A 17389-nucleotide genomic window follows, 5' to 3' on the forward strand; every position below is an offset into this window, starting at 1 on the left:
GAAAAGAATATCCCCCGTTTTAACGGGGGATATTTTTAGCGGGCGACGCGAAGGCCGTTTTCAACACCGCGAGAAAAGACCACCTGCCAGAGCTGAATATCGCGCGCGCGAAAAGCCCCCGCGCAGGCGTTCAGATAATAACTAAACATACGTTTAAACCGTTCCGAATAGTTATCGGCGATATCGGGCCAGCTGGCCAGGAAACGTTCGTACCAGGCCATCAGCGTAGTATCGTAATCGGCGCCGATATTATGCCAGTCTTCCATCACAAAATGGGATTCGCTGGCTTGCGCGATATGACGAACCGAAGGCAGACAACCGTTGGGGAAAATATATTTATTGATCCACGGATCGACGCTGTGGTCCGTTTTTTTGGAGCCAATGGTGTGCAATAAAAAACGGCCGTCAGGTTTCAAATTACGATCCACCACTTCAAAATAGGTGGCGTAATTTTTAGGTCCCACGTGTTCAAACATCCCGACGGAAACAATGCGATCAAAGTGGTCATGCAGATCGCGATAGTCCTGCAGCAAAATGGTGACGTCTAACCCTTCGCATCTTTGCTGGGCCATTTTTTGCTGCTCGGCAGAAATGGTCACGCCGACTACGCTAACGTGATAATTTTTGGCCATATAGTAAGCCAGACCACCCCAGCCGCAGCCAATGTCCAGCACCCGCATCCCCGGTTCCAGCTGCAGCTTGCGACAAATAAGATCTAATTTTGCCACCTGCGCCTCTTCCAGCGATTGCGCCTCTTTCCAGTAGGCGCAGGAATATTGCATATAGGGGTCGAGCATACGGCTGAAAAGATCGTTGCCGAGGTCGTAATGTTCTTTTCCGACAATCCAGGAGCGCTTTTTACTTTGTAGATTAAACAGGCGAGCACCTGCGATGCGCAACGTATCTTTGAGATGATGCGGGAGCTGATTTTCCAGCCCGGCGCGCAGTACTTTATGGAAGAATATATCCAGCCGTTCACAATCCCACCAGCCGTCCATATAGCTTTCGCCTAACCCCAGCGAGCCTTCCTGTAAAACGCGTTTAAAAAAGAGCGGATTGTTAATCCGCAGATCGGAGGGGGCGGGGCCATTGACCTCAATGCCCGCGCGACCGAGCAATTCGGTTGCAATTCGGTACCAGTCGTCGTTTGGTACGCTTACTTCTTCTATACACGATGAACTCATAGCTTCTCCATCACGCCCAAGTGATCAGAACCTTAAAACAGCGTAGACGCTTTTTTGGCTTTGTGAGAAATCTCACGGAATATCCGTGAAGCTGCTATCCGACGTAGAACAGAGGAAGGGCGATAACCCTTGCCGAAAGGCCTTCCATGGTGAAACGGGACGCATCCTGCTGCCGTTAATCGTAAAAAATATTTTATTTATGTGAAGCCGGTTCAGTATAGGCCGCTGAAATCCGGCTTTCAATAAAAATATATTAGCAGGCTAATTACTGAGCCTTAACATCGCCGAAACGCGTTTATGCATGCGACGATTCGGTAGTCAGGCAGGCGCTGTGACGCTGCATAAAATAACCCAGCCCGGCCAGCACGATCGAGACCAGCATCACGCTGGTGGTGGTGAGCAGCGGTGTGGCAATCAGCGCGGAGACCAGCAGACTGGTCAGGAAGCACAGACCAAGCTGCAGCGTATTCTGCAGCGCGGCGGCACGGCCGGTCGCCTGCGGGAACGGCTTCAGCGCCTGGGCGACAACAATCGGGTAAATCCCGCCATTGACAACGGCCATCACGCAGAAGGGAATCATCACCGCAATGATTGAGACATCTTCAACCCGACCAACCATCCAGGTTGCAGCCACGCTGACGGCGAAAATCACCAGCAGCCAGGGCAGCAGCTGTTGGCCCTGCCATTTCTGCAGCGCCGCGCGGCATCCATAGCCACCGACTAAAAAGGCGATTGTCTGCGGAACATAGCTAAGACCGATAGCGGTCGGGCTGTAGCCCATCTCATGGAGAATAAACGGCGACCCGGTCAACCAGGCAAAAAAGCTGGCGGAGCAGGCGGCGTAAATCAGCACGTTGCCGCTGTATTCGCGCGAACGCAGCAGCGTCATAAAGGTCAACTTCTCGCGGACATCACCCTGCGGCCTGACGACCGGCTTCAGGCGTAGGGCGGGCACCATCAGCAGCAGGGCGATGGCAAACAGGGTGGCAAAAATGGCCTGCCATTCCAGATGGGCAAGCAGCCAGCTGCCGAGCAACGGCGCCAGAGCCGGCGATAGACCCACCAGCGGCATGATGGTGGCGAAAATACGGTTAGTGCGCTGGGCTGGATAATAATCCGTGACCATCGCCTGCCAGGTCACCGCCGCCGCGCAGACGCCGATCGCCTGAATAAAGCGCAGCACCAGCATCAGGGTGGCATCCCGCACCCACAGCATTCCCAGACAGCTGATAGCGAAGATCGCCAGCCCGGTCAGCAGAATCGGTTTACGTCCGTAGCGGTCCGAGAGCGGGCCCCAGAACAGCTGTCCGATGGCGAAGCCGGCGAGGAACAGGCTCAGACTGGCGCTGACCGACGCCGCAGACGTATTGAGATCTTGCTGGATGGCCGAAAAGGCCGGCAGATACATGTCGGTGGCGAGGAAACCCAGCACGCTGAGTCCCGCCAGCCACACTAAAAATCCTTTCCCGGGTTGTTGCATAACATTCTCTTATAGGTGCAGGTATGATGCCGCAGAGTGTAGGGAGTGCATTCTGGCTTGTGAAACGCTAATATTTGCTACATGCATTCAAAATTTTTGCAGGCAGAATATGTGGTCCGAATACTCACTCGAAGTTGTTGATGCTGTCGCCCGCAACGGCAGCTTTAGCGCAGCGGCTCAGGAGCTGCACCGCGTACCTTCGGCGGTCAGTTATACCGTACGTCAGCTGGAGGAGTGGCTGGCAGTACCGCTTTTTGAACGCCGCCATCGCGATGTCGAATTGACCCCCGCCGGGCTCTGGTTTTTACAGGAAGGACGATCTGTTATCAAAAAAATGCAGATCACTCGCCAGCAGTGTCAGCAGATAGCCAACGGCTGGCGCGGCCAGCTGTCGATAGCCGTAGACGACATTGTTAAACCGGCCCGTATGCGTCAGATGATTGTCGATTTTTATCGTCACTTTCCCGATGTCGAGCTGATTGTTTTTCAGGAGGTCTTCAACGGCGTCTGGGACGCGCTGGCCGACGGGCGCGTGGAACTGGCTATCGGGGCAACGCGTTCGATTCCGGTCGGGGGGCGCTACGCCTTTCGCGATATGGGGATGCTGAGCTGGCATTGCGTAGTGGCCAGCCATCACCCGCTGGCGCAGATGAACGGGCCACTGAGCGATGATGTGTTGCGCAACTGGCCGTCGCTGGTCCGGGAGGACACTTCCCGTTCGTTACCGAAACGCACGACCTGGTTACTGGACAACCAGAAAAGGGTAGTGGTGCCGGACTGGGAATCATCAGCTACCTGCCTCTCGGCGGGATTGTGCGTAGGGATGGTGCCGAGCCATTTTGCCCGCCCCTGGATTGACCGCGGTGAATGGACCGCGCTGGCGCTGGAAAACCCGTTCCCGGACGCCGCGTGCTGCCTGACCTGGCAGCAGAGCGACACGTCACCGGCGCTGTCGTGGCTGCTGGATTATCTGGGGGACAGCGAAACGTTGAACCGGGAGTGGCTGCGGGCGCCGGAGTAACCGGCGCCGCACGGGCGATCAGCGACGATAATCGACGAACGGGCCGTCTACGACGGAGCGACGCTCTACCAGCCGCGGGTGAACCTCAATAGATTGCGACTCTTCACGCTTGTTGACGATACGATCCATCAGCATATTGAAGGCCGCTTCCCCCAGCGAATCTTTCGGCTGGTGGATGGTGGTCAGCGCCGGGCTAAAATAGCGGGCGTTACGCACGTTATCATACCCGATCAGCGAAATGTCCTGCGGCACGCGCAGTCCCATCTCATCCGCAGCACAGATTGCGCCCATCGCCATGATGTCGCCGCCGCAGAAGACCGCTGTCGGGCGATGCTGCTGGCTGAGGATCTGCTGCATGGCGCGGTAGCCGGATTCAGGCTCGAAGTCGCCCTGAACAATCCAGCTTTCCGGAACGGCGATCTGCGCTTCTTCCATGGCTTTCATAAAGCCCGCCAGGCGGCCGGCGCCGGTATTACGCTCCAGCGGACCCGGGATCACGCCGATTTCACGGTGGCCGCGTTCCACCAGATAGCGACCGGCCATATAGCCGCCTTCGAAGGCGTTATCGATGACCGAATCGGTGAAGTCGGCTTTGGATTCACCCCAGTCCATTACCACCATCGGAATATGGCGGTACTCTTCCAGCATGCTGAGCACCGATTCCGGATATTCAGAACACATAACCAGCAGGCCGTCGACGCGCTTTTGCGCCATCATCGACAGGTAGGCCTGCTGTTTTTCGAGATCGTTCCACGCATTGCCCAGAATCAGGGTATAGCCTTTCTGGAAACAGCTCTTTTCTACGGCTTCAATAATCTCAGCGAAATAGGCCGCTTCGCTGCTGGTGGCCAGCAGGCCAATCGATTTGGTGTGATTAACCTTCAGGCTGCGAGCAACGGCACTGGGGGAGTAGTGCAGCTCTTTGATCGCCGCCCACACGGCGTTGCGGGTTTCTTCCGCCACGAAACGGGTTTTGTTAATTACATGTGACACTGTTGTAGTGGAAACGTTTGCGCGCTTCGCTACATCTTTAATTGTTGCCATTACTTCTCACTCCAGACCTTGACCTGATCGTCTGATTATCGATACGTAAACGTTTGCCTATACACACCCTGAATACAATTTTCAACATTGCATCACGTCGGGAAAACGACACAGAACGACAGGAAGGGGTCAATGGCCGATACGCTTTCAAATTAGCGTGGGATTTTGTCCGATCTTGCGGCAAAGGGGAAGAGCAAAAATGTGCATCACCCTAAAACATGGAAGATTTTTGCGCTATATTGTGCAAAAATGAGCAAGCTCACTTTTCATGTGGGGATAACTGGGGGGAAAAATTGATGGATACAGATTTAAAGTTTTCGCTGACGACAACGATTATTGTCCTGGGTCTCATCGTGGCCGCCGGCCTGACAGCGGTGCTGCACTGATTTATCCGGGGGAGAGGCCTCTCTCCCCCGACATCCCGCCATTATTATCAATTTCGCAAAAATCTTTTGCCATTTCGTTTACTTTTGTTTTTTTGTGATTGATGTCATGCTTTTGACTTCTGATGAGATACCGTCGCCGATGACGGTCTGCTGGAGTCATTGAATGAAAATCAACTTTCCCTTGTTAGCGCTGGCGATAGGCGCGTTTGGTATTGGCACCACGGAGTTTTCCCCGATGGGGCTGCTGCCGGTAATTGCCAAAGGCGTCGACGTGTCAATTCCGGCGGCGGGAATGCTGATCAGCGCTTATGCGATCGGCGTGATGGTCGGGGCGCCGCTGATGACTTTGCTGCTCTCTCATCGCGCGCGCAGAAATGCGCTGATTTTTCTGATGGCGATCTTTACGCTGGGTAACGTCCTCTCCTCAATGGCGCCGGATTACACCACGCTGCTGATTTCGCGCATTATCACCAGCCTTAACCACGGCGCTTTCTTCGGCCTCGGTTCGGTGGTGGCGGCGAGCGTGGTGCCAAAACACAAACAGGCCAGTGCGGTGGCGACCATGTTCATGGGGTTAACCATCGCTAACATTGGCGGCGTTCCGGCGGCGACATGGCTTGGCGAGACCATCGGCTGGCGTATGTCGTTCCTCGCGACGGCAGGTCTGGGGCTGGTGGCGATGGTCAGCCTGTGGTTTTCGTTGCCCAAAGGCAGCGCTGGCGAGCGTCCGAACGTAAAGCAGGAGCTCTCCGTGCTGGTTCGTCCGCAGGTGCTCTCCGCATTGCTGACCACCGTGCTGGGGGCCGGCGCGATGTTTACCCTCTATACCTATATTTCACCGGTGCTGCACACCATTACGCACGCCTCGCCGCTGTTCGTCACCGCCATGCTGGTGTTGATTGGCGTCGGCTTTTCGCTGGGTAACTACCTCGGCGGTAAATTCGCCGACCGTTCCGTCTCCGGGACGCTGAAAGGGTTTCTGCTGCTGCTGATGGTCATCATGCTGGCGATTCCGCTGCTGGCGCAGACGCAGCTGGGGGCTGCAATCAGTATGGTGGTCTGGGGGGCGGCGACCTTCGCCGTGGTTCCACCGCTGCAAATGCGGGTGATGCGGGTGGCTCATGAAGCGCCGGGGCTCTCTTCGTCGGTCAATATCGGGGCCTTTAACCTCGGCAATGCGCTGGGGGCGGCAGCCGGTGGCGTGGTGATTTCCGGCGGACTGGGCTATGCCTTTGTGCCGGTGATGGGGGCGATAATTGCCGGTGTGGCGCTGCTGCTGGTGCTGTTCGGCGGGCGTTCGCAGCCGGAAGAGGCGTTGGTCGGACAGTAGTCGGTGTATTCGCAGAAGGGTTTCCCCTTCTGCGTTAGCGTTTTAGGCCGCCAGGTTGGCCGCCACAAACTTCCAGTTTACCAGCGCCCAGAAGTGCGCCAGATAGTCAGGACGGGCGTTGCGGTAGTCGATGTAATAGGCATGTTCCCAGACATCCACGGTCAGCAGCGGTTTGGCGTCGCCGGTCAGCGGCGTGCCAGCGTTGCTGGTGGAGACAATGCTCAGGCTGCCATCGCTATTTTTAACCAGCCATGTCCAGCCTGCACCAAAGTTCTTCGCTGCCGCGTCGGTAAACTTCGCTTTGAACTCTGCGAAGCTGCCGAAGGATTGATTGATGGCGGCTGCCAGCTCACCTTCCGGCTCGCCGCCCGCATTCGGTGCGAGGCAGTTCCAGTAGAAAGTATGGTTCCAGACCTGGGCCGCATTGTTAAAGATGCCGCCTTCAGAAGAGCGGACGATCGCTTCTAAAGATTGACCTTCAAACGCGGTGCCTTTGATCAGGTTGTTGAGGTTGGTGACATAGGCCTGGTGATGTTTGCCGTAGTGGTATTCCAGGGTTTCTGCGGAAATGTGCGGCGCCAGGGCGTCTTTTGCATACGGTAATGCAGGTAATTCAAACGACATTGTTACTCTCCTTATAACTTCTTGTTTTCTAGCTCACATTCAAAGGATGTTTGACCATCCACAACAGCATGTACTGTCCCTCGCCGGGGCGAGTGCAACAGGTTTTTATTGTGATCGGAATGCTAACACTTGCAGAAGGGAGTTAAAAGCCTTGCAATGATAAAGGGTATATTTAACAAATGTACCTGGTTAAGCCTTCGCCGGAGCGCAAGGCAGCGCATTTCAGCAGAGCCGGTTGATCGCTGTTGCTGTTGAAATATAAAGTGATTACTGAAAAATCCATTTTGCAGAGGTCTGTTTTGTCTAACATAGTCTATCGCCAGGCGACCCTGGCCGACGTCGAACGCTGTTTTGAAATTGAAACGAGCGCGTATGAAGGGGATGAGGCGGCTACCCGTGAAAAGATTGCCACCCGAATCCAGCAGTACCCGGAAGGATTTCTTTGCATGGAACGGCAAGGAGAGGTTATTGGCTTTATTAACTCAGGGTGCGCGTGGGAAGTCGTTATGTCGGATGAAGCCTTCAAGGAGCTGGTCGGGCACGATCCCCGCGCGCCGAATGTAGTGATTATGTCTGTAGTCATTGCGCCTGAACACCAGGGAAAAGGGTATTCGACCGCCCTGATGGAGCGATTTATCCGGCAGATGGCACAGGCGCAGAAGAGCGCCATTCACCTGATGTGCAAAGACCGACACGTGGCCCTGTATGAGCGGTTTGGCTTTCGCTACGAGCGGCCTTCGGCCTCGGATCATGGCGGGATGTCCTGGCATGAGATGAGCATGGCGTTATAGCCGGGGAATTGACCTGCCGCAGGTGCGGCAGGTCAGGTTCAGCGAATGGTTTTGGGGGTCATCACCCGGCGTGCGCCGACATAGTGGCGAATCCAGTAATCTTCGCTTAATGAGGTGATCTGAATATCGCGGCCGGTACGCGGCGACTGAATAAACTTGCCGTTGCCAACGTAAACGCCGACGTGATCGGCGGTGCCGCGCCCACGGGTGCGGAAGAAGACCAGATCGCCGCTCTGCAGCTCGCCGCGATCGACCGGACGGGCATCGCGCAGGTGATACATCTCATTGGCGGTGCGCGGAATGCGGATTTTTACCAGATCCTTATAGGCGTAGTAGACCAGCCCACTGCAGTCAAAACCGGTACGCGGCGAGGTTCCGCCCCAGCGATACGGTTTGCCAATCTGATCCATTAACTTCGACATCGCGGTGCTTTGCGCTCTCTGCACGCGGGCTTTGTGCGCATCCGCCAGCGTCAGCGGCGGTTCTTCCGCGATTGTTTTACAACGTTTTTTATAGCCTTTGCGGACGACGCATTTGCTCTGCACGCTGGCCATGACCGGAGCCGGTTCGGCGGCCGGCGCGATCGTTTTCGCACACTGCTTTTTATACCCTTTACGCAAAACACATTTTTTGCTGCCGGCGGCCTGACGGTTCAGCGCCGTCTGGCTGGATGCGGTGGTGCGAGTGGGGTGTCTGGTGCGGGTGGCCGTTGAGGCTTTCTTGCTGGCGGTTTTGGTTGTGGACTTCGTTTTCTGAGCGGTGGCTTTTTTCTTACGTTCTGTTGTGCCTTTCGCCGCGTGCGCTTTTGGCGTGGCGGAGGTGTGCGTATGCCCTGAAGCATGCGCCAGTGGTGTAAATGAGATAGATGTAAACAGTAATGCACAGAGCGAAATCGCGATTTTGTTTAGCCGCGCCACTGAGCAATCCCCTGATTAATGACAGATATGTACCCATACCTGACGGTGAATGACAAAACCCAACGATTCTAAAGCATAAAAACCCGGAAAGTTAATACTCTTTTGTATCTAAAGTGTATATGAAAATTTTCCTTTTTTAATCAATGCATTATAAAGGTCAATTCAAAATCATTCAAACCAAATTCATTACCCGACCTCAATCCTGTTCCACTCCCGCCCCTGTCATCACGATATTTTGCTGTCATGATACCTGACTCATGCCTACCGTGGACGCGTTCAGTTTTGGTGTATTTACCATTTTTTCCGCTTTTTTCTCGGTGATTCTCTGCGTCCTGGCGCATCGTTCCCCAGCACACCGTTTACCAGATACGTACACTGCGCCCCTGCATAAGGATTCATACCCATTGCATCGCCTGCATGACGAACGCCATACAATCGGCTGATTTAACCGGTACGTCCGGTTGCCTGATTCTGGCAAGCCTGCATGGCTGCCAAAGCAAAAGCCCGGAGGCACGATGGATGGCGGACATTACCGTACCACCCGCACTGTTCGCCCGTCTGACCGCGAGAAGTGGACAGAAGTAACAGAGATTGCGCCGGCAGTCTGTGCAGCTTGCGAAAGTAAGGGAATGACAAGTGCAAGATGCCGCTGCGGCAGTAAAGGCGAAGGCCGGGGCGTAAAGCAACCAAAGACCGCGGCGCCGCAGTTTTCAAAACATGTGAACGTTGCTCTGGCAGTGGCATCTCTACTGTATCGTCTGCTACGGTATAACATGCCCGCTCCTGGACCGTTGGTGGATACGCTGTCCAAAGGTGAACAGCATGCGTCTACAGTATTCGGGAAGGCAACGACTTAGCGATATGATCGGAATAATCAGAGATACCTTTTGGGGCTGTGTTGCTGACTTTGCATAACATCGTCCTGATGCTTTGCATTATGCAATTTTGCGTCGACACGAAATGAAAAATAGAAACTCTGCCTTGTCGGAGTTTTACAGCTTTTTGTGAAACCGATGGCAAGGCAGAATTTCTTGAACAAGCAACTTTTGATAAGTCTGGCTACAAGTAAAGTACATATGTTAATATTTTCGGGGTATAACATGTAATGCTGTTATTAACGGAGGATAATGATGAGCAAGTACTTCTCTGATTTGTTTTTATGCCTATGCTTCTACACGCTTGTTTGTGCAATTGTCTTCTCTCGTTCAGAACTCAATACAAATGAAGCTATACTCTTAGCTCTATATTGCATAATAAGTAGCGTGTTTTTTCCATTTGTTGCGAATTTCTTTCGTGAAATTAAGAAAGGGGATATCCCTCTCAAATATTGGAATAATGGAGTTCTCACACTGTGTTTAATTCTGTCGCTGCCATTGGGGATTATTTTGTTTATTTATAAAACAAGCAAGAGATAGTTAGCCTCTTGCTTGTTGAATTAAATGCTAAGGATGAATTTATTTAAATCTTGAAGCGCTTTATCTGTAATTAATGCAGCTGTTATAGCCAGAATTGCAGAAAAGCCAATAATACCGATTGGTGTTGTGGCTATGGCAGCATATGCAGTAACAACTAAGAGAGATGCCAATTTGGTGGCGGCTATTTTTTCACCACCAATGATAGCGTCGTTCCAGGATCCCGTACGAAAACCTTTCACTACTCCGTTAATAAATGCCCCCCATGCTATTGCTTCGCCAACAACACCAAACATTTTACTGAATTTCTGCAACTGTGCAGCCATAGCAGCTTTATCGATAGACTCAAGTGCTTTTGCTATAGCGATTCTGTCAACTTTGTTAAACTTCTTGTTAAGGTTATCTTTATACTTTTCGAATGCAGCCATCGCTTCTGATGCATTACGTAATTTTTTACCCTTTGCTGCTGATTCTAATACCTTAGCCTCATTTAATAATTTATCACCAAATTTTTCCGTTAATGCTTTATAAAAATCAGAAGCTATGCTTATAGCATTCGTTGGAAAAGAGCTGAACAAATCTTGTGCGCTTCGTGAGGCTATTTGCTTTCTCTGTGGATCTGTTTTTGAAAAATTAAGCTCAGGGAACATTTCGCCTGGTGTCTTATTATTTGCTTTTGCTACCGCGACCTTAAGATTTTCAGCTTTGGTGTAGGGACGATCAGATGTTTTAGTGATTGAGGTTACCGTTCCTGGCTCGTTTAATTTTACCGCATATCTAAAGCCCTCAACATTAATATCGAAGAGCCTAATATTTGGCGGCAGGGTTTTCCAGGATGTTTCAGCTTCTTTTTTGCCCTGGCCTGCCGCTCTGGCTCTCCTTTTGAAAAATCAAGCTCTGGATATAAATCACCTGGTTTTTTATTCTGTGATTTCGCAACTGCGACTTTTAAGTTTTCAGCTTTAGTGTAGGGGCGGGGGGCTGTTTGTGTGACCGCAACTGTTTTACCAAATTGATCAAGATTCACTTTATATTTGAATTGATCAATTGTTGTATCGAATACATCAGGCAATTTGCTCCACTCTCCTGGCTTAATACTCCATCCTTGGGGGGCAATGGAATCATTAGGACTGGTTGAACTACTGCTATTGTTTCCTTTTGCTGATGAAGTTAAAACACCTGAGAATCCGCCAACAGTGTTCGATGTTCGACTACCAGTTCCAGATGATACGGTGTTATTTTCACCCTGAATACTGGCGGTATAACCCCCGGAACCATCACTTTGTATATTAGAAACCTGCGAAGCTGTAATTTGTGTTCCACCGTAGCTATTGAATTGAGAAGCAATGTCTGCCGGTGAAGGTGCACGCATACCTCCGCTACTGCCACCAATACTACCCGAGTCATCTCCACCACTGTGGACGCCATTCGACCAACTTCCACCAAAACCAGTCCAGGCCATATCTGTATCCCTTTTAAAATTATGGTTAAATTTACCAAAAGCTATAACAAGATTAATTTTTGGACAAGGTTATTTTTCATACGATTAGCAGGAGTTATGTGCTTAAGGTTTATTTTTTATCTAAATAAAGGTCCTGGACAGGAGCGTGGCAAACCGCGGCTATCCACTGAAGATGCGGATGGGAAATCACAGAGCGCTGGCTGACGGAATCCAACAGCGAACAGCCTCATGAATCCCTGAATAACCAGACAACGGAGGAATTTATCCGGAGTCTGCAAAAAGGTCCGGATCTCTGATTTAACCTGGCATCGATATTGGGAAGGGAGCACCATCCCGGCGCATAACCTTAACGAACCGGAACGAGGAGCGGGAGGGATGGAAGCGAGACGTTCACGTGGTGAATTTTTCCGTTAACGCTCTGTATCGGGACGACACTCCTGTTTGATGATGGTGGATTATAGGCGTAACCAGGAGGTACGGCATGGAGAGGGGCCTGTGGGCAGGTCACAAAATGGTCTTAAATGATTGATAAAGATAAATAGTAACTGGATTTGTGATGTAACGTTGTGAATTGCAGTGTGTTTTTTAATCAACTTTCTATCTAAAGTGTCGTTTGATTAACAATTGCAAAAAATAGGCCAGTTATCGACCGCCTTGTACGGAAAGTGCGCAGCAGGACGGTGCGCTGGCTGGTGAAGTAATATTTTTAAGGCAACTTCTGACCACAGAAGATAAAATATAATGAGTGAAAAAAATGTTATTATCTGTCCTGCGTTCAGGACGCTACAATGACAAATTACTGCCGTATAGAAGTTAAGGAAGCATGACAATGAGCACGACTGTAGAAAAAATCCAACGTCAAATCGCTGAAAACCCGATCCTGCTGTACATGAAAGGGTCTCCGAAACTGCCAAGCTGCGGTTTTTCCGCTCAGGCTGTGCAGGCGCTGTCTGCATGCGGCGAGCGTTTTGCCTACGTTGACATCCTGCAGAACCCGGATATCCGCGCGGAACTGCCGAAATATGCGAACTGGCCGACCTTCCCGCAGCTGTGGGTTGATGGCGAGCTGGTTGGCGGTTGCGACATCGTGATTGAAATGTATCAGCGCGGCGAACTGCAGCAGCTGATCAAAGAAACGGCGGCAAAGTACAAGACCGACGAGCCGAAAGCTGAATAAGTCTGCTGCCAGTAAAAAAGCGACTTCCTGTGAAGTCGCTTTTTTTTGTCTCTTACTCTTGTCCGGCAAGCGGTAACGGCCAGCCGCCAAGACGTTTCCAGCGGTTGACGATTTCGCAAAACAGCTGCGCCGTCTGCTCGGTATCGTACAGCGCAGAGTGCGCCTTGGTGCCATCAAACGCCATACCGGCGGCCAGGCAGGCTTTGGACAGCACCGTCTGACCGAGGGCCAGTCCACTCAGCGCCGCGGTATCAAACGTCACGAACGGGTGAAACGGATTACGTTTGAGTCCGGCGCGTTCGGCGGCGGCCATCGTAAAGGTGAGATCGAAGGTCGCGTTGTGCGCCACCATGATGGCACGATTACAATCGTGCTCCTTAATGCCCTTGCGGACCATTTTAAAAATGGCGTGCAGGGCGTCGTATTCGCGCACCGCGCCGCGCTCGGGGTCGTTCGGATTGATGCCGTTAAAGGCCAGCGCTTCAGGCTGCAGATTGGCGCCTTCGAAAGGTTCAACATGAAAATGCAATGTCTCGTCCGGCATTAACCAGCCTTGCTCATCCATTTTCAACGTAATGGCGGCGATCTCAAGCAGGGCGTCGGTTTTAGCATTAAACCCGGCGGTTTCTACATCAATTACCACGGGGTAGAAACCACGAAAACGGTCGCACAGACCATTAAGTTGAACGTTCTCGGACATCTGATTCTCTTAACTGGAAAAAAGTAGCGCGCATTATGGCAAATTTTGCCGCGCCTTGCAGCAGGAAGGGGAAAAACGCGGGCGCCGATAAGCGCCCGGAGCAGGTTAGTTGCCAAGACCTTTGCCGGCATCTTTCTCTTCAATCAGCTCGATTTTGTAACCGTCCGGATCTTCAACGAAAGCGATCACCGTGGTGCCGCCTTTCACCGGACCGGCTTCGCGGGTGACGTTGCCGCCGTTCTGGCGAATACGCTCGCAGGCTTCGGCGGCGTTATCCACGCTCAGCGCGATATGACCGTAAGCGCTGCCGAGGTCGTATTTGTCAACGCCCCAGTTGTAAGTCAGCTCGATAACCGCCGTATCGCTCTCCTCGCCGTAGCCGACGAAGGCCAGCGAGTATTTGTACTCGGTATTTTCGCTGGTGCGCAGCAGCTTCATGCCCAGCACGTTGGTGTAAAACTCGATAGAACGTTGCAGGTCGCCAACGCGCAGCATGGTGTGAAGTAAGCGCATAGTTTTTATACTCCTTGTTTACAGCCCCTTAGCAGAGACCGTATGTGCAATTGTCTGAATAGCGTAACAAAACGGACAAGGCGTTTCATACCCCTGAGCACTATATCGTAAAAAGGCCGCCATTTCAGGCGGCCCTTACGCCGATCTTTCTTATCGCATCCGCGACGGCGTGAGTGCGTCCAGGACGTGCAGTCAGATGCGACAGAATACGAGTATAGCGGCTAAACGTCGCCATACCCGGCCGGATTATAACGTCGGGTAGTCGGTATAGCCTTCCGCACCGCCGCCGTAGAAGCTTTCAGGGCGCTGCGGGTTCAGCGCGGCCTTGTGCTGCAGACGTGCGACCAGATCGGGGTTGGCGATATAGTCACGACCGAAGGCGACCGCATCAATTAAGCCTTTGCCGATCAGATCGTTGGCTTTTTCTACCGTATAGGCGCCGGCGCCGATAATCGCACCCGGGAAGCGATCGCGTACTTTTTGGCGGAATGCGTCGCTGTACGGCTGGCCGCCGGCCCAGTCCGGCTCGGACATGTGCAGATAGGCAATGCCGCGTTTGGCGAGTTCCTCAATCAGATACAGCGCATCGGCTTCTTCGTTCGGGCCATTATCGACATTCTGGAAACTGCCGATTGGCGACACGCGGATCCCGATACGATCGGCGCTCCACTCTTTGCTGACGGCATCGACAACTTCCAGTACCAGACGCGCGCGGTTTTCAACGCTGCCGCCGTATTGATCGGTACGGTGGTTGGAAGAAGGAGACAGGAACTGATGCAGCAGGTAGCCATGCGCAGAGTGCAGCTCTACAAGGTCAAAGCCGGCATCGCGGGCATTGCCGACCGCCTGACGGAAATCATCGACGATCCCCGGGATTTCATCGAGCTCCAGCGCACGCGGCATGGAGGTGTCGACGCGAATAGCGTGGCCATGCTCATCGCGCAGGGAGGTTCGGGTGCCCGCGCTGATAGCAGAAGGCGCAACCGGCGCTTCGCCGCCGGGCTGCAGGGAGTTGTGGGAAATACGACCGGTATGCCACAGCTGCACGGCGATACGGCCATGTTCAGCGTGAACCCCGGCGGTAATTTTCTGCCATGCCGCGATCTGTTCCGGGCTGTGCAGACCAGGCGCGCCGGCGTAGCCTTTCGCCTGGGCGGAAATCTGCGTGGCTTCGGAGATGATCAGTCCGGAGCTGGCACGTTGACGATAGTACTCTGCCATTAACGGCGTCGGGATATCGCCGGGTTCGATACTGCGCAGACGCGTCAGCGGAGCCATAAATACGCGGTTAGGTACAGTTATTGCACCGACTTTCAGTGGAGAAAACAGTTTTGATTCGGACATAATGACTCCTGAGTAGACCGGTCGTCTTGTAATTCGTTAAATAAAAACGCCTGTTAAACGCCAGGCGCTGCAATAATCTGTTTGGCATGGGCAAGGGCGCTTTCCAGCGGCATTGCGCTGCGGGTAATCTTGGCCTGCAAATTGGCTCCCAGCCACAGGGAGTAAAGCACCTGGGAGAGGGTAAAGGCATCGCCGTCAAATGTCAGGCTCCCTTCCTGGCGACCCTTTTCCAGCGCTTCGCCCAGTAAAGTAATAATCTGGCTGGCGCCTTTGTTCATCTCTTCACGCATGGATTCAGACAAATCGCACACTTCAGCGGAGAGCTTGACCGTCAGGCAACCGCTGATAATACCCTGCTGGCAAAACTGCGTCAGGGTGTGCTGGTAATAAGCCAGCAGGCGGTCGCGATAGGTTCCTTCGCCGTGAGCAAAATGGTCAACCAGGCGGCGGATATAGCCAGCATAGTGATATTCAAGCAGCGCGACGCCGTAAGCTTCTTTAGAGCGAAAATAGTGGTAGAAAGAGCCTTTCGGCACTTCCGCTATTTTCAGCAGCTCGCTCAGGCCCATTCCGGTAAAACCGCGGTGCATGCACAGCTGTTCACCGGTCAGCAGAATATGTTCGCGGGTATCGTATTCACAATGTTTGTTCATGGCGCTCACTGTAATAGACCGATTGGTCTAATGCAAGCAAAAAAAAGTCGCCTGGGGCAGAGGCTGAACAACAAAAGTTGCGAAGCAGAGTTGAAACGTCTTCAATAAAAGACACAGAGAAGTCGCCGGAGGCGTGGAGTGGCAGAGCAGCTGGAGTTTTTCCCGGTACAGAGTCCATGCCGGGGAATTTGTCAGTCGGACGAACGTGGATTTTGTCGCGGTTGCTTTCGTAGTCGCGAAGAGCGTTTTCACTGGCAAACAATGAGTGATGTCCAGAAGCAAGACGTGCTGCGCCTGTGCCGGCAGCGTCTGTTGCGCAAATTACGCGCGAATAAACCGCAGGCCGAGGAAGAACCACAGCAGCCTTCACTGTTTTAATGGCAAAATTGCGTATACTCAACACACTTTTTTGTTGAGGACGTTGTTATGGTTCAGCGTATTGCTATGGCCCCACAGGGGCCGGAATTCTCGCGTTTTGTGATGGGCTACTGGCGTTTGATGGACTGGAATATGTCCGTGAACGAGCGGGTCAGCTTTATTGAGCAGCACCTGGATCTGGGCGTGACTACGGTTGATCACGCAGATATTTACGGTGATTATCAGTGCGAAGCGGCCTTTGGCGAGGCGCTGAAGCAGGCTCCGCATCTGCGTAGCCGCATGGAAATCGTCAGCAAGTGTGGGATTGCCACTAAAGCCCGCGCCGAAAACACCATCGGCCACTATATCACCGACCGCGATCATATCGTCTTAAGTGCCGAGCAGTCCTTGCGCAATCTGGCGACCGACCATCTTGATTTGCTGCTGATTCACCGCCCGGATCCGTTAATGAATGCGGATGAGGTGGCGGAGGCCTTCCTCGCACTGCATCACAGCGGCAAAGTTCGCCACTTTGGCGTCTCCAACTTTACGCCGGCGCAGTTTACGCTGCTGCAATCGCGTCTGCCGTTTACGCTGGCCACCAACCAGGTTGAAATCTCCCCGGTACACCAGCCGCTGCTGCTGGATGGTACGCTGGATCAGCTGCAGCAGCTGCGTATCCGGCCAATGGCCTGGTCTTGTCTCGGCGGCGGGCGCTTGTTTAATGATGAAAGCTTCCAGCCGCTGCGTGATGAGCTGGCGCAAGTGGCTCAGGAGCTGAATGCTGAGAGCATTGAGCAGGTGGTTTATGCGTGGATCCTGCGTCTGCCGTCGCAGCCGTTGCCGATTATCGGCTCCGGTAAAATTGAGCGTGTGCGCTCTGCCGTGGTGGCCGAAAAACTGAATATGTCTCGTCAGCAGTGGTTCCGCATCCGCAAAGCCGCGTTGGGCTACGACGTACCATAATCCTCCCACCGCCTCCGCAATGGCCGTC

At 52.9% G+C, this 17389-nt stretch carries 18 protein-coding genes and 2 pseudogenes; 8 read left to right on the plus strand and 12 right to left on the minus strand.

Annotation, left to right across the window (positions count from 1 at the left end; all coding sequences use genetic code 11):
- Nucleotides 1-35 precede the first annotated feature (35 nt).
- Both cfa and punC read right to left on the minus strand, forming a co-directional pair.
- The gene (gene cfa, locus OQV00_RS11285; RefSeq protein ID WP_004862748.1) at nt 36-1184 is read right to left on the minus strand and encodes a cyclopropane fatty acyl phospholipid synthase; all 1149 of its coding nucleotides are present in this window, start codon (nt 1182-1184) and stop codon (nt 36-38) included.
- Between the two features lie 295 nt (nt 1185-1479).
- Entirely contained in the window at nt 1480-2664 is a 1185-nt protein-coding gene (gene punC / locus OQV00_RS11290; RefSeq protein ID WP_004862745.1) for a purine nucleoside transporter PunC, read from the minus strand.
- A 109-nt stretch (nt 2665-2773) separates the two neighbouring features.
- Here punC and punR point away from each other — a divergent pair, with 109 nt between their 5' ends.
- Complete coding sequence (gene punR / locus OQV00_RS11295; RefSeq protein WP_004862743.1) at nt 2774-3685, plus strand: DNA-binding transcriptional activator PunR; 912 nt, start codon at nt 2774-2776, stop codon at nt 3683-3685.
- Between the two features lie 18 nt (nt 3686-3703).
- Here the strand turns inward: punR and purR are convergent, their stop codons facing one another.
- Nucleotides 3704-4729: an HTH-type transcriptional repressor PurR gene (gene purR, locus OQV00_RS11300; RefSeq protein WP_004862740.1), complete on the minus strand. Its 1026-nt coding sequence runs from the start codon at nt 4727-4729 to the stop codon at nt 3704-3706.
- Nucleotides 4730-5025: 296 nt separating this feature from the next.
- Here purR and cydH point away from each other — a divergent pair, with 296 nt between their 5' ends.
- Nucleotides 5026-5115 (plus strand): cytochrome bd-I oxidase subunit CydH, encoded by a 90-nt coding sequence (cydH, locus tag OQV00_RS11305; RefSeq protein WP_004862736.1) that lies wholly within the window; start codon nt 5026-5028, stop codon nt 5113-5115.
- A gap of 163 nt (nt 5116-5278) precedes the next feature.
- Entirely contained in the window at nt 5279-6445 is a 1167-nt protein-coding gene (locus OQV00_RS11310) for an MFS transporter (protein ID WP_097358214.1), read from the plus strand.
- Between the two features lie 42 nt (nt 6446-6487).
- On the opposite strand, the gene sodB is transcribed toward OQV00_RS11310, so the two are convergent.
- A complete protein-coding gene (sodB, locus tag OQV00_RS11315; protein ID WP_004862730.1) occupies nt 6488-7069 on the minus strand; it encodes a superoxide dismutase [Fe] in 582 nt (193 codons plus the stop codon).
- Between the two features lie 299 nt (nt 7070-7368).
- On the opposite strand from sodB, the gene OQV00_RS11320 reads away from it, so the two are divergent.
- Nucleotides 7369-7860, plus strand: a complete 492-nt coding sequence (locus OQV00_RS11320) for a GNAT family N-acetyltransferase (RefSeq protein ID WP_004862725.1) — start codon at nt 7369-7371, stop codon at nt 7858-7860.
- Between the two features lie 38 nt (nt 7861-7898).
- On the opposite strand, the gene OQV00_RS11325 is transcribed toward OQV00_RS11320, so the two are convergent.
- The gene (locus OQV00_RS11325; protein ID WP_004862720.1) at nt 7899-8777 is read right to left on the minus strand and encodes a C40 family peptidase; all 879 of its coding nucleotides are present in this window, start codon (nt 8775-8777) and stop codon (nt 7899-7901) included.
- A 263-nt stretch (nt 8778-9040) separates the two neighbouring features.
- Nucleotides 9041-9223, minus strand: a pseudogene (locus OQV00_RS11330) (recombinase RecT); the annotation flags it as partial.
- Between the two features lie 141 nt (nt 9224-9364).
- Between OQV00_RS11330 and OQV00_RS11335 the strand changes: the two are divergent.
- A pseudogene (locus OQV00_RS11335) lies at nt 9365-9634 on the plus strand (antitermination protein Q); the annotation flags it as partial.
- Between the two features lie 578 nt (nt 9635-10212).
- Here OQV00_RS11335 and OQV00_RS11340 read toward each other — a convergent pair.
- Both OQV00_RS11340 and OQV00_RS27080 read right to left on the minus strand, forming a co-directional pair.
- Complete coding sequence (locus OQV00_RS11340) at nt 10213-10839, minus strand: colicin-like pore-forming protein (protein WP_086816402.1); 627 nt, start codon at nt 10837-10839, stop codon at nt 10213-10215.
- Nucleotides 10840-10955: 116 nt separating this feature from the next.
- Complete coding sequence (locus tag OQV00_RS27080) at nt 10956-11651, minus strand: hypothetical protein (RefSeq protein WP_140392657.1); 696 nt, start codon at nt 11649-11651, stop codon at nt 10956-10958.
- An 829-nt stretch (nt 11652-12480) separates the two neighbouring features.
- Between OQV00_RS27080 and grxD the strand changes: the two genes are divergently transcribed.
- On the plus strand, nt 12481-12828 hold the full coding sequence (gene grxD, locus OQV00_RS11350; RefSeq protein ID WP_004862717.1) for a monothiol glutaredoxin 4: 348 nt from the start codon (nt 12481-12483) through the stop codon (nt 12826-12828).
- 52 nt (nt 12829-12880) lie between these two features.
- On the opposite strand, the gene rnt is transcribed toward grxD, so the two are convergent.
- The 4 genes from rnt to OQV00_RS11370 all read right to left on the minus strand — a co-directional run bounded on the left by rnt (nt 12881) and on the right by OQV00_RS11370 (nt 16038).
- Entirely contained in the window at nt 12881-13528 is a 648-nt protein-coding gene (gene rnt, locus OQV00_RS11355) for a ribonuclease T (RefSeq protein ID WP_004862716.1), read from the minus strand.
- 105 nt (nt 13529-13633) lie between these two features.
- On the minus strand, nt 13634-14041 hold the full coding sequence (gene gloA / locus OQV00_RS11360; RefSeq protein WP_004862713.1) for a lactoylglutathione lyase: 408 nt from the start codon (nt 14039-14041) through the stop codon (nt 13634-13636).
- A gap of 246 nt (nt 14042-14287) precedes the next feature.
- Nucleotides 14288-15385 (minus strand): alkene reductase, encoded by a 1098-nt coding sequence (nemA, locus tag OQV00_RS11365; RefSeq protein ID WP_004862710.1) that lies wholly within the window; start codon nt 15383-15385, stop codon nt 14288-14290.
- Nucleotides 15386-15438: 53 nt separating this feature from the next.
- Nucleotides 15439-16038, minus strand: a complete 600-nt coding sequence (locus tag OQV00_RS11370) for a TetR/AcrR family transcriptional regulator (RefSeq protein WP_004862709.1) — start codon at nt 16036-16038, stop codon at nt 15439-15441.
- 138 nt (nt 16039-16176) lie between these two features.
- Between OQV00_RS11370 and OQV00_RS11375 the strand changes: the two genes are divergently transcribed.
- Nucleotides 16177-16416: a DUF1289 domain-containing protein gene (locus OQV00_RS11375; protein WP_004862706.1), complete on the plus strand. Its 240-nt coding sequence runs from the start codon at nt 16177-16179 to the stop codon at nt 16414-16416.
- 48 nt (nt 16417-16464) lie between these two features.
- Nucleotides 16465-17361 carry an aldo/keto reductase gene (locus tag OQV00_RS11380; protein ID WP_004862703.1) on the plus strand — a complete coding sequence of 299 codons (897 nt, stop codon included), beginning with the start codon at nt 16465-16467 and terminating at the stop codon, nt 17359-17361.
- The last annotated feature ends 28 nt before the right edge of the window (nt 17362-17389 follow it).

Source organism: Klebsiella sp. DY2415 (assembly GCF_026314315.1).
GTDB lineage: Bacteria > Pseudomonadota > Gammaproteobacteria > Enterobacterales > Enterobacteriaceae > Klebsiella > Klebsiella ornithinolytica.